Source organism: Streptomyces sp. NPDC028305 (assembly GCF_055569495.1).
Genome location: NZ_JBVHTN010000016.1, coordinates 26429 through 38614, shown reverse-complemented (window position 1 = coordinate 38614; position 12186 = coordinate 26429). Strand labels below are relative to the sequence as shown.

At 68.8% G+C, this 12186-nt stretch carries 12 protein-coding genes and 1 riboswitch; of the genes, 7 read left to right on the top strand and 5 right to left on the bottom strand.

All coding sequences use genetic code 11. The features are described 5' to 3' along the window. Positions 1 to 58 precede the first annotated feature (58 nt). The 3 genes from ACZ4WQ_RS46215 to ACZ4WQ_RS46205 all read right to left on the bottom strand — a co-directional run bounded on the left by ACZ4WQ_RS46215 (position 59) and on the right by ACZ4WQ_RS46205 (position 3687). Positions 59 to 769 carry a transglycosylase family protein gene (locus ACZ4WQ_RS46215; protein WP_311729370.1) on the bottom strand — a complete coding sequence of 237 codons (711 nt, stop codon included), beginning with the start codon at positions 767 to 769 and terminating at the stop codon, positions 59 to 61. Between the two features lies 1 nt (position 770). Next, a riboswitch (cyclic di-AMP (ydaO/yuaA leader) is annotated at positions 771 to 939 on the bottom strand. A 261-nt stretch (positions 940 to 1200) separates the two neighbouring features. Continuing rightward, on the bottom strand, positions 1201 to 2196 hold the full coding sequence (locus tag ACZ4WQ_RS46210) for a transglycosylase family protein (protein ID WP_398374519.1): 996 nt from the start codon (positions 2194 to 2196) through the stop codon (positions 1201 to 1203). A gap of 165 nt (positions 2197 to 2361) precedes the next feature. After that, positions 2362 to 3687, bottom strand: coding sequence for a cytochrome P450 family protein (locus tag ACZ4WQ_RS46205; RefSeq protein WP_311729368.1), 1326 nt, complete (start codon positions 3685 to 3687; stop codon positions 2362 to 2364). A gap of 745 nt (positions 3688 to 4432) precedes the next feature. On the opposite strand from ACZ4WQ_RS46205, the gene ACZ4WQ_RS46200 reads away from it, so the two are divergent. The 7 genes from ACZ4WQ_RS46200 to ACZ4WQ_RS46170 all read left to right on the top strand — a co-directional run bounded on the left by ACZ4WQ_RS46200 (position 4433) and on the right by ACZ4WQ_RS46170 (position 10460). Continuing rightward, a complete protein-coding gene (locus ACZ4WQ_RS46200) occupies positions 4433 to 5554 on the top strand; it encodes a sensor histidine kinase (RefSeq protein WP_311729367.1) in 1122 nt (373 codons plus the stop codon). Further along, entirely contained in the window at positions 5551 to 5952 is a 402-nt protein-coding gene (locus ACZ4WQ_RS46195; RefSeq protein ID WP_311729366.1) for a roadblock/LC7 domain-containing protein, read from the top strand. The genes ACZ4WQ_RS46200 and ACZ4WQ_RS46195 overlap by 4 nt, the downstream gene beginning before the upstream one ends. Next, positions 5949 to 6320 carry a DUF742 domain-containing protein gene (locus tag ACZ4WQ_RS46190; RefSeq protein ID WP_311729365.1) on the top strand — a complete coding sequence of 124 codons (372 nt, stop codon included), beginning with the start codon at positions 5949 to 5951 and terminating at the stop codon, positions 6318 to 6320. Before ACZ4WQ_RS46195 ends, ACZ4WQ_RS46190 begins: the two co-directional genes overlap by 4 nt. After that, positions 6295 to 6885, top strand: coding sequence for a GTP-binding protein (locus ACZ4WQ_RS46185; RefSeq protein ID WP_311729364.1), 591 nt, complete (start codon positions 6295 to 6297; stop codon positions 6883 to 6885). The genes ACZ4WQ_RS46190 and ACZ4WQ_RS46185 overlap by 26 nt, the downstream gene beginning before the upstream one ends. Before the next feature lie 8 nt (positions 6886 to 6893). Continuing rightward, the gene (locus tag ACZ4WQ_RS46180) at positions 6894 to 8273 is read left to right on the top strand and encodes a cytochrome P450 (RefSeq protein WP_311729363.1); all 1380 of its coding nucleotides are present in this window, start codon (positions 6894 to 6896) and stop codon (positions 8271 to 8273) included. Between the two features lie 152 nt (positions 8274 to 8425). Continuing rightward, entirely contained in the window at positions 8426 to 9682 is a 1257-nt protein-coding gene (locus ACZ4WQ_RS46175; RefSeq protein WP_311729362.1) for a cytochrome P450, read from the top strand. Beyond that, positions 9666 to 10460 (top strand): enoyl-CoA hydratase/isomerase family protein, encoded by a 795-nt coding sequence (locus tag ACZ4WQ_RS46170; protein ID WP_385349677.1) that lies wholly within the window; start codon positions 9666 to 9668, stop codon positions 10458 to 10460. Before ACZ4WQ_RS46175 ends, ACZ4WQ_RS46170 begins: the two co-directional genes overlap by 17 nt. Before the next feature lie 53 nt (positions 10461 to 10513). Here ACZ4WQ_RS46170 and ACZ4WQ_RS46165 read toward each other — a convergent pair whose 3' ends face one another. Then, on the bottom strand, positions 10514 to 11512 hold the full coding sequence (locus ACZ4WQ_RS46165; RefSeq protein WP_358847576.1) for a nucleoside triphosphate pyrophosphohydrolase: 999 nt from the start codon (positions 11510 to 11512) through the stop codon (positions 10514 to 10516). Between the two features lie 14 nt (positions 11513 to 11526). Then, positions 11527 to 12177 (bottom strand): SurA N-terminal domain-containing protein, encoded by a 651-nt coding sequence (locus ACZ4WQ_RS46160; RefSeq protein WP_361187757.1) that lies wholly within the window; start codon positions 12175 to 12177, stop codon positions 11527 to 11529. Between the last annotated feature and the right edge of the window lie 9 nt (positions 12178 to 12186).

The window sequence follows — 12186 nt, the reverse complement described above, 5'->3', positions numbered from 1 at the left end:
TCCTCGGGGATGTCGGGGTCGCGGTCGCCGGGCTGGGGGGAACGGTCCCGGCGGGGGGTCAGCCGAGGTGGAGCTGCTGGCCCGGGTAGATGAGGTTGGCGTCCTCGACGATGTCCTTGTTCAGCTCGAAGAGCTTCTTCCAGCCGCCCTTGACGTGGTGCGCCTCGGCGATCTTGGAGAGGGTGTCGCCGGACTTGACCTTGTACTCGCCGTCGCCCTTCTTGAACGTGTGGCGGGCCTCACCGCGCGCGGCGTGCTGACCCTCGCCGCGGGGCTGCGCCTTCGGCTTGGCGGGCTGGGCGGGCTTGGCAGGCTGGGCCGGCTTCGCGGGCTGGGCCGGCTTGGCAGGCTGGGCCGGCTTCGAGGACTGCGTGGTGGAGCTGGAGGGGGTCGGGGTGCCGCTGGTGGTCAGCCCCGTGCCGCACACCGGCCAGGCGCCCTTGCCCTGCCCGGCCAGGACCTTCTCGGCTATCTGGATCTGCTGGTCCTTGGTGGCCAGGTCGGCGCGGGAGGCGAAGGACGTACCGCCGTACGCGGCCCAGGTGGAGTTGGTGAACTGGAGGCCGCCGTAGAAGCCGTTGCCCGTGTTGATGGACCAGTTGCCGCCGGACTCGCACTGCGCGACCTTGTCCCACTGGGCGGTGGTCGCGGCCGAGGCGGAGGTGGCCCCCAGGATCGGTGCGGCGATGGCCGCACCGGCGACGCCGGCGAGTGCGGCGATGCGGGTGACCTTCGAGGGACGGCGGTGCTTACCCTTGTCGTTACGCATGTTCGTTCCTCACCGACGCCTACGAGGTGAGCTGTCGGGTTCGGACGTGAGTTGCCCGGCCGGACGCGGCTGACCGCGTCCGTCTTCACCCCTAGCCGACCGAGCCCGTCTCCGGGCCGCCGCGGCACCTACCTTGGGTCCCCCGCTCCTGCCTTCGGCGCTGACGCGTCTGGTTCCCCCCGACCGCCGGCAGGACTCGGCGTGACGATCGACGGTGCCCGCGGTAGCGAGCGGGAAGACGTTAAACACACCTTCCGATGAGGTTCAAACCCCCATATCTCAGCGAAGGCGGCCCGATCCGCACCCAGCCGTCCCACATCTACGCAGGTGAGGCCGGGTACGGAAAGATCGGACAGGAGGCACAGGCCGGGCGATGTGACGAGATGTATGTCTCACTGCCGCCAGATCGGGCATTTCACCCCGAACTGCCGCTACCTCGCGCTGAGATCGAGACGCTGACCAGGGTGGATGAGGCCGGGGTTGCCCCCGATGAGCGATTTGTCGCTCTGGTACAGCCGGGCCCAGTCTCCGTTGGCCTCCTGCCCGTCCACGGTGTCTGACGAGGCGTCATCGGTGCGCACGCTGGAGTCCTCGCGGCCGAGGGGCGGAAGCGTGATCTCGGTGCGGCCCTCGCCGCCGCGCGAGGCGTGCCGCCCGGAGGGCCGCGCCTCGTCCGACGCGTCCCCGGACTCGCCCTCCTGGGCGTCGGGTGCGCCGCGGTGGCGGCCGGTGGGCGCGGAGGAGTCCTCGTCGACCTTGTCGCCCTTGGCGCCCTTGTCGGCGCCGGAGGGCGCGCCGCCCTCCCCGCGGGACGTCTCGTCGGCGGCGCGGTCGGAGTCGCCGGACTTGCCGTGGCCCTTCCCGTCGGAAGCGCCATCGACCGCGCTGCCGTCCGCGCCGTCGCCGGTCGCGGAGGGATCCGGCGTCCCGGTCTTGTCGGACTTACCGGACTCCTCCGAGTTATCGGATTCACGGGAGTTATCGGACTGACCGGAATTACCGGACGATTCCCCCGTCTTGGAGTCGTCGATCCCCGTGGGCTCCTCCGAATCCTTGGCCTCCGGCCCGCCCTTGCCGCCGGAGTTCCCGTCCAGCGCGTCGCCGAGGTCGGCGAGCCCGGCACCCAGCGCACAGCTCGGCCAGGCGTCCGGCCCGCGGTCGCCGAGGATCGCCTGGGCGATGGCTATCTGCTGGGAGCGGCTGGCGAGGTCGGGGCGCGGGGCGTACTGCTGGCCGCCGTACTTCTTCCACATGTCCAAGGTGATCTGGAGACCGCCGTAGAAGCCATTGCCTCCGTTGGCGCTCCACATCCCGCCGCTCTCGCACTCGGCGACGCGGTCCCAGGTCTGGGCTTCCGCGGCCTGGGCGCTGACGGCGCCGAAGAGCGGCATGGCGATGCCCGCGCCGGTCACCCCCGCTGCGAGCACGATTGCCGGAGCCTGACGGGGGCGGCGGTGTCGACCGTTCCCGGAGCGCATGCGTTCTGCCTCTCGTGTGGCGGCTGAGTCGTCGGTCGAAACATAGCGACGCCATACGATCATCACAAGCAGATGTATCCCAGGTCACGCAGCGATCACGTGACTGACGTTATGTCACCTATGCCCCGCTCCCGAGGCGTTGCCGGGCCCTGCCGCCGGCCCTGCTTCCGGCCCGACCCCGGCGACCGGGCCCCAGGTCACGGGCAGTTCGCGCAGCCCCCGCATGATCAGGCCGCCGCGCCGGCGCACATCCTCCGGCTCCACCGCGAGCCGCAGATCCGGCAGGCGCCGCAGCAGGGTGCCAATGGCGGTCTGGGCCTCCAGCCGGGCCAGCGGAGCGCCCAGGCAGTAGTGGATGCCATGGCCGTACCCGAGGTGCTGGTTGTCGGTGCGCGAGAGATCGAGCACATCGGGTGCGTCGAAGCGCTCGGGGTCCCGGTCGGCGGCGGCGAGCACCACCAGCACCGGCTCGCCCGCGGCGATCCGCTCGCCGCCGATCACCACGGGTTCGGTGGCGAACCGCCAGGTGGCGATCTCCACCGGCCCGTCATAGCGGAGCAGTTCCTCGACACCGGTCGCCAGCAGCCCCTCGTCCCCTTCATTGAGGGCCCGGCGCAGCCGGTCGCACTGGGCGGGGTCGCGCAGCAGCGCGTAGACGCCGTTGCCGATGAGATTGACGGTGGTCTCGAAGCCGGCGAACAAAAGGATGAAGGCCATGGCCGCGGCCTCGTTCTCGGTGAGGTGCTCGCCGTGGTCACTGGCCCGGATCAGCCCGGAGATCAAGTCATCCGCCTCACCCTCGCGCAGCGACTCCCGCTTGCGGTGGATGAGATCGGCGAGATAGGCGCGGATCCGCTTCACCGCCCGGGCCACCCCGCCGCGCGGCCCGCCCCCGTGACGGATCATCATCCCGGCCCAGTCCCGGAAGTCGTCCTGGTCCTCGCGGGGCACGCCCAGCAGATCGCAGATGGCGTAGATGGGCAGCGGGAAGGCGAACTCATGGATCAGGTCCGCCTCCCCTCTCGCCTGGAAGTCGTCGATGAGGCGGTCGGTCAGCTCCTGGACGCGCGGAGCGAAGGCCGCCACACGGCGCGGCGTGAACGCCTTGGACACCAGCCGCCGCAGCCGGGTGTGGTCGGGCGGGTCGATATTGAGCAGATGCGTCATGAGGTCCGCGCCGCGCTCACCCGGAATGCCCACCTTTCCCTTGGCGTGGGCGACTTCACTGTGGTGAATCGGATTCTTCGACAACCGGGGATCGGCGAGCGTGGCCCGCGCGTCGGCATAGCGGGTCACCAGCCATGCCTCGACACCGCTGGGCAGGGTGGTCCGGTGAACAGGCTCGTGTTCGCGCAGCCAGGCGTACGCCGGATACGGGTCGTCGGCGAACTCCCAGCTGAAAAGGGTCGAGGGGCAGTCGGGGCGGGGCTGGTCTGGCATCCCCCGACGATAAGACCGTCCGGGAGTAGGGAGCGCGGGAGAAGGAGCGGGTCGAGGGCCGAGTCTGGGCGTGCCGCGTGAGGAGAGCGCAGCGGCGCTGCGTGCGACGAGCGCGGTGCGTTCAGGCGAAAGCCATCGGCACGCGACGCCGCGGGCCCTACTGCCGGACGGTCTAAGACAGGTCCCGAATTCGCGATCCCATGGAAACAGGGGCATAAACACCGGGCCATATCCGATGCGTGTGCGAATGCCCGATCGGGCACTCAAGCACAGCGTGATTGGCCGATACCGGACCGCCACCGAAGGCCCGGCAGGGGGGTGCCCACGGGCGCGCCCCGCGACGCCCTGCCATACCCGGCGGAGTCGGTGAACACAGGGCGAAGTCCGCGTGGCTGAATCAGTGTCAGCGCCGCGAATGGGACGGAGGCACATGCACATCGGCCCCTGACCCTGGTGATACGATCACCGCGCTTGCCAGGCGAGCCATGGGCGCGTAGACACGCGGCATCCGGCAAAAAGCCGAAAAGGGTCATCACTCTGAGGAGCATTATGCCGCCAGTCGGGCATCTGGAGCCGATCCGGCAGGCCGACGCCCCCGCGCTGGCGCCGTGGAGACGGGAGTGCCGTCCTCGAATCGAGCGGGCCCCGTCCGGCCACTGACTCGCCGCCGCCCCGACGACAATCCGGAACGCACCGTGCGAAACCCTTTCAGTCCCTGGCGGTCTAGTCGCTTAAAGAGAGTCTCATGACGCAATACATACAGGACCCAGCGCTCTGGGCTCTGATCGTTGGTACTCCTCTCGCCGCAACCGCCATATTCCGCGGGCGAAAGGCACGTACAAAGCTCGTCAACGAGAAGGCCGAGCTCCAGAATCGCCATACCGAGCTCGAAAGCAATTATTCGGCAGCGGTCCAGGAAGCCCATGACCGCGCGGAAGAAGCCACGAAGAGCGCGCTGAAGTCCGCGATGCGTACGCTCCAGGGTCTCGCCAACGAGCAGCAGTTGGCGATCTCCAAGACCCAGGAGAAGTACGGGGAGCACTACATGCTCCAGGACCTCCTCGAGATCGACCACATGAACTCGCAGTTCGGTCGGCGTGCCCAGTCCATCGCCGTGCTCTGTGACGGCTGGCTCGGCCGCCAGCGCTCGGTCGCCTCGGTGTACGACGTGGTCCGCAGCGCGAAGGGCCGTATCCGCCACTACACGCGCGTCGAGATCCGTTCCCAGTCGAACTTCGCCCTGGTCAGCCGCGCCGTCGAGCCGGTCGCGCTGGCGCTGGCCGAGCTGCTGGACAACGCGACCAGCTATTCGGCACCGGACTCGCCGATCGACATCACCATCCGCACCGTGCCCAAGGGCGTCTGCATCATCATCGACGACGCCGGTGTCGGTATGAACGAGGAAGAGAAGAACAGGGCCGACGAGCTCCTCGCCTCCAAGCGAGCGTCGGGCGTCACGGGCCTGGGAAATCCCCCGCAGTTCGGTTTCGCGGTCATCGGCGTGCTCGCTGCCCGCTACGGCTTCACTGTCTCCGTGGATTCGGCCTCTCCCTACGGTGGTGTGCGCGCGGTGGTACTTCTGCCCGAGGACCTTCTCACCAACATGCCCGAGCCGGAGGAGCCGTCGGCGGTCACCCCGGCCGCCGCCAGGCCGCGTGCCGAGGAGGCTTCCGGCGAACCCTCCACGCCCGGGGGCCTGCCCAAACGTCGGCGCAAGGGCTCGATCTCCATCGTGCCCAGGGCGGACTCCACCTCCGCCGCGGCCCGGACGAGCGAGGAGGCAGCCTCGATCATGGGCGCTTTCCAGCGCGGCACTCAGTCCGGCCGCTCCGCAAACCCGAGCAGGGAAGGGCACGATCTTTCGTGAACAACGATCTGTCATGGATGCTTGAGAGCGCCCTGGAGGTACCAGGCGCCCGTCACGCGCTCCTGGTCTCCGCGGACGGTCTGCTGATGGCCCGCTCCAAGGACGTCCAGAAGGACGAGGCAGACTCGATCGCCGCGGCGATGAGCGGCATCCAGTCGTTGAGCCGCACGATGTCCAGCTTCTGTGGCGACCCCCGGATGACCTGGCGCCAGACGCTGGTGGAGTTCGACGGCGGCTGGGTCTTCCTCATCTCCGCCGGAGAAGGCGCCTACTTGGCCGTGTCGTCCGCTCCCGACGTCGACATGGCGGACATCACCTTCCGGATGCAGCAGCTCGTCGGCCAGCTCGGCAAGGCCCTCAGCACTCCGCCTCGAGAGAGCACAAGTATTCAGGCATGATTACACCGGGTGAGCAAGAGCCAGAGGCCGCGCCCTTAGTGCGACCGTACGTCATCACCAACGGTCGCGGTTTGCCGGAGAACGACCAGTTCAATCTGATCACGCTGGTCACCGCCTCCGAACAGCGACCACCAAGCCATTACGACCCGGAGAAGCGCCGCCTTCTGGACCTGTGTGGCGGAGGTTACCTCTCGGTCGCCGAAATCGCGGGACACCTGGGACTTCCGATCGGCATCGTGAAGGTGCTGCTGTCCGACCTCTCCTCGGACGGATATCTCATCACGCGCGCCCCGGCGCCTCCCGCTCAACTCGTTGACGTATCGGTGCTCCAGGAGGTGCTCGATGGTCTCCAGGCCCGCTTCGGATGAGGACGTCTATCTGCGCAACGATGTGCAGATAGCCGCCAAGATCCTGGTGGTGGGGCATTTCGCCGTGGGCAAGACGACATTCATCGGCACCATGTCCGAGATTCCCCCGCTGCGCACCGAGGAAACCATGACGCAGGCGGCGGCCCACATCGACGATCTGCGCGGGGTCCACGGCAAGACCACGACCACCGTGGCCATGGACTTCGGCCGGCTCACCCTCAGTGACCGACTCGTCCTGTATCTGTTCGGCACCCCCGGACAGCAGCGCTTCGTGCAGGTCTGGGAGGACATGACCCGCGGCGCCCTCGGGGCGCTGGTGCTGGTCGACCCCGACCGTCTCAAGGAGTCCTTCGACGTCATCGACCTGGTCGAGCAGTACGGGCTCCCCTACGCGATATCCGTCAACCACTTCGACGGCACGCCGGTCCGCTCCGACGACGAGCTTCGTGAGGCTCTCGACCTGCTGCCGGAGACGCCGGTCGTCACCTGTGACGCACGCGACACGAAGTCATCGGCCAACGCACTGATCACCCTCGTGCGCTATCTCCAGGAACGTGCCCGCTAGGAGCAAGAATGAACAACCAATCGGCCTTCCCCGAGCCACCACCCGGCTGCCCCGCGCACAACAGCGGCAGGCGCGTGCCGATGTACGGCCCGGAGTTCGCGGCCGATCCGCAGGCGTTCTACGACCACATGCGCCACTACGGGCCGGCCGCGCCGGTCGAGCTGGCCCCCGGTGTGGACGCCACCCTCGTCACGGACTACGCGGCGGCACTCCAACTGCTGCAGAACCCCGACACCTTCCGGAAGGACTCGCGCCGCTGGCGTGATCTGAACGAGGGCAAGGTGGCGCCGAACAACCCGGTGCTGCCCATGCTCGCCTACCGGCCGAACGCGCTGTTCACCGACGGCGCGGAGCATCTGCGACTGCGCCAGGCGGTGACGGACAGCCTCGCCGGCGTGGACGCGCACTGGCTCAGCCGCCAGGTCGAGCGCGTCTCCTCGTACCTGATCAGCCAGTTCAGCGCGCTCGGCGAAGCCGATCTGCTCAGCGACTACGCCAAGATGCTGCCGCTGCTGGTGTTCAATGAGCTCTTCGGCTGCTCGCCGTCCATCGGTGACCGGCTGGTCTTCGGCACCTCCGGCATCTTCGACGCCAGCATGGATGCCGAGAAGGCGAACGAGGAGCTCACCCAGGCCCTGATCGAGCTGGTCGCCCTCAAGCGGCGGCAGCCGGGCGACGACGTCACCTCGCGGCTGATGGCCCACCCGGCCAAGCTGTCGGACGAGGAGATGATCCATCAGCTGGTCATGCTCATCAGCGCCGGTACGGAACCGCAGCGGAACCTCATCGCCAACGGTCTGTACCTGCTGCTGTGCGACGAGAAGCACGCCGGCGGTACGCAGGCCGGCGGGCTCCTGGTCGAGGACGTCATCGACGACGTGCTGTGGAACACCCCGCCGATGGCCAACTACGCCCCGCATTACCCGGTGTGCGACGTCGACCTCGGCGGCAGCCTGCTGAACGCGGGCGATCTCGTGCTGATCAGCTTCGCGGCCGCCAACACCGACCCCGCGCTGTCCTCGTCGCGGCAGGTCCTCAGCAAGCGCGCCCACCTGGCCTGGAGCGCCGGGCCGCACGCGTGCCCCGCGAAGGACTCCGGCCAGCTCATCGCGGTGGCGGCCATCGAGAACCTGCTCAACCACCTGCCGGATATCGAACTGGCCGTGCCCGTGGAGAGCCTGACCTGGCGTCCCGGTCCGTTCCACCGGGCCCTCAACTCGCTTCCGGCCCGCTTCGCCCCGGTTCGCATGCAGCAGTCCTCGGTCATGTCCGCAACCCCGTCGGCGGGTCCGGCGACCACCCCCGCGGCCGCACCCCAGCCGCGCTCCCAGGGCAAGGCGTCGAAGAGCAGCGCGTGGAGCTCATTCCTCGCCTGGTGGCGGTCGTGATCTTGCCCACATTTCGAACCAATTTCCGTATGAATGGATGTTCAATCGTGCGGGTAGGACGTATCGGGAATTCAAGCGGACCGCTGTGTTCCAGCCATTTACGCGACTTAGTGTGACCCCGACCGGGGTTTTGTGGACCAGAAGGAGTGGTTGTGGAACCTACCGCCGCCGGCACGATCGTCGACCGCCGTTCAATGGTTTCACTCATGTCCCGCCTACGCGCTTCCCGAGGGCAGGCCGACCCCTACCCCATCTACGCCGAACTCAGGTCGATGGGCGATGTGCTGCCCGCTCCCTGGGGCGGACACCTTTTGCTGTCCCATGAACTGTGCGACCAGGTCCTGCGCAGTAGGACCTGGGCCACCTTTGATGCCGAGTGGCGGGCACGCCAAGGCGAGGGAAATCGCTGGAGCGCGCCCGCTTCACGTCAATTGAGTAAGACACTCCAGGGACTCAATCCGCCGCACCACACCCGGCAGCGGCGTTCCCTCGGAAATGTATTTGACCGCAATACGCTGACCGGGCTTCAGCCATTTGTCGCCCAGGCCGTCGAAGACCTTCTCGACCGGCTTTCCGGTCAACTGCGCACGAACGGCGAGGCCGACTTCTCCGCCCTGGTCGGCGAGGACCTGCCGGTGGCCACCATCGGCCACTGGCTGAAACTCCCCCAGGCCGACCACGCCCTGCTCAGGGAGCTCACGCACGGCCAGGCATATGCCCAGGAACTACTCCCCTCCGCCAGCCAGCTGGCTCAGGCCAATGCCGCCGCCGAAGGTCTACGCGAGTATTTCACCGCGGTGGTCGCGGAGCGCAGGCGGTCCCTCGGCGACGACGCCCTCTCGAACTGGATCCGCACCTGGGACGAGCTCGAACCGGACCGGGAGGTCGCTGACGAAACGCTTTACCACCTGGTGATGTTCATCGTCATCGCCTCGTTGGAGACCACCTCGACCCTGCTGTCGAACATGGTCTGGCTGCTCGACCAGCACCCGCGGCAGCGAGCCTGGCTGCTGGACCACCCCGAGGCCGCGCCCAACGCCGTCGAAGAGGTCCTGCGTTACGATCCCCCCATTCATCTGACCACCCGGGTCGCCACGGAGGACACCGTTCTCTCCGGGGTTCGAATAGCGAGGGACGAAGTAGTGCACGTCATGATAGCCGCGGCCAATCATGACCCGGACCAATTCGTCGACCCGGACACCTTCGATATCGGGCGCACGGCCGCCCATCTCGGTTTCGGCGGCGGAATTCATTACTGCATCGGAGCCGCACTCGCCCGGGTGGAGGCCACCGAACTGCTCCAGGGTCTCATCCGCCGTTTTCCGACCCTGCGCGTCACCACACCGCCCCTCTGGGAACCCCGCATGGCTTTCCGCCGGCTCACCGCACTCCATGTGGCCGAGCGCTGATCCGCGGGAAGAAGGTAACGGCGTGTCACTCAAGTCGCTGTATGTCACCCACGACGGCCCCGTGGTGCAGGTGAGGTTCAACACCCCGGAAAACGGAAACGCCATCACGGAACGCGTGCTGGACGATCTGCTGGCAGTGCTCGGTGCCGTGCACGACCGCCCCGATATCCGAGTGGTCGTGTTCTCCGGAGCGGGCGAGAATTTCTGCACGGGCGGCGACCGACGGGAATTCGGCGACCAACTCGACACGGACCCCACCGGTGCGGGGTTGCGGACCACCGGCGGCAAGGCCCGCCGGGTGTGCGACGCCCTGGCCACCACGAGCGCCGTCACCATCGCCCGGCTGCACGGCCAGGTCATCGGCGCCGGGCTGGCCCTGGCCCTCTTCTGCGATCTGCGCGTCGGGGCGGACGACTGCCGCTTCAGACTGCCGGAGCTCGCTCTGGGCCTCCCGGCCGCCTGGGGAGGCTCGCTGCCCCGCCTGTTGCAGGAGGCGGGGACCGCCAGGATCCGCGAACTGATCCTGACCGGCGCCGGGTTCGACGCGGCTCAGGCCGAGCGGCTGTCCGTGCTCCACCGGGTCGTCCCGGAGGCGGAGTTGGACCGCGTGGTCGACGAGTGGACCCGGCCCGTCGTCCGCCGCTCCGCCTCGGCGCTGCGGATCACCAAGGCCCTGCTGAACTCCTATGCCTCCAGCAGTCGGCTCGCCGACGCCAGCCTGCTGGACGCCGAGCTCATGGCATCGGTCATCGCCGCCGGACGGACAGGGAACGCATAGCGGGTGCCCGGCGGAACGGCCACGGGCCCCGGCGGTAGCGGGGTCCGCAGGCGTTATCCGGCCTTGCGCCGGGCGGCCTCGGCCGCCCGTATCGCGTCGCGGTACGTACGGGCCGCGGCGCGCAGCGCGGTCTCGGGCTCGATGCCCCGCTCGGCCGCCCGCACGGCCAGGGCCAGCAGTTCGTAGCCGACGCCCTCGCCCTCGGGGACCGGCACCGCCAGGCCCTCCGTACGGGCGCGGGAGGCCAGCTTGGCGGCCAGCGCGAGGGCGGGCTGACCGAGCGGCACCCCGTCGGTGACCGAGTCGCGCTGCTTCTCGATCGCCTTCGTACGCAGCCAGTGCGCCTTGACGTCCTCGGCGGTCTCGGCCGCCTCCTCGCCGAAGATATGCGGATGGCGGTGGACCAGCTTGTCCACGATCCCGCCCGCCACCTCGTCGATCGAGAACGGCTCGTCCGGGTCCTCCTGCGCGATCCGGGCGTGGAAGACGACCTGGAGCAGAACGTCGCCCAGCTCCTCGCGCAGCGCCTCGCGGTCGCCCTGCTCGATGGCCTCGACGAGCTCGTACGCCTCCTCGATGCCGTACTTGACCAGCTCCTCGCTGGTGCGGGCGCCGCTCCACGGGCACTCCACCCGGATCCGGTCCATCACCTGGACCAGGTCCAGCAGGCGCGCGCCCGGCAGGTCGTACGCGCCGGGCAGCAGCTCCAGATCCGGCATCCGCTCCCGCCCGGACCCGGCGAGCCGGGCCAGGCCGTCGGTCAGCCCGGAGTCCCCGTCCGCCGAGGTGATCACCACGGCGGTGCGGCCCGGCTCGACGGTGCAGTAGTCGACCAGCTCCCGAGCGCCGGGCGCCGCCTCCTCCACGACGACGCCCGCCTCCCGCAGATACGGCAGCTGCGGATGGGCCGGGTCCGCGCACAGCACCCGGTCCGCGCCGCGCAGCGCCTGCCACGCGGGCCACGACAGCAGCCCGGGCGCCACCCGGTGGCTGGTGGTGAGCAGGACGATACGGCCGGTGGGAGCGCTGTTGAGGTCTTGGGAGGCGGTCACCCTTGAAACGTAACCTACGCCTGCCGGCTCACGTCCTCGGAGGTGCGCAGCCAGGCCTCCTTGGTCAGCACGGCCGTGCCCCGCCGGTCGTCCCAGGTCCCGTAGCGCGGGTTGACCTCGATGCCCAGCTTCTTGGAGGTACTGGCGAAGACCTCGTTGACCTTGGCGGTGCCGAGCTTGGTGACCAGCGCGTTGCGCGTCAGCTCCATCCGCATCGCGTCGTCGATGCCGTCCGGGGCGATGCCCTGCTCCAGGTAGAGGCCGCGCAGCGCGGCGCCGCCGCCGGACTGGGTTTCGGCGGCCTTGCGGTACTGCTGCACATCGCGGCGGGTCACCCGCACCTCGTTGTCCTTGCCGGCCCGCTCGATCACCCGGAACTGGATCATGCGGATCAGGGTGTTCTGGCTCAGCTGACCGCTGTTGGCCACGAGCTGCTCGGACTTCGCAGAGCCCTGCTGTGCGTCCCGGACGTCGTTGACCCTCGCCTGGAGCTGCGAGACGGTGATCCGGCTGCCGTCCACGACGGCGGCGGCCCCGGGGTGCGCGTCATTACCGCAGGCCGTGAGCAGCGGTGCGGCGAGCAGCAGGGCGGACGCGGCGGGGATGGCGAGGGTGGCGCGGGTCTGTCGACGGTATGGGGGTCGCCCCCCAGAGGGATGCTGCATCAAGTCTCC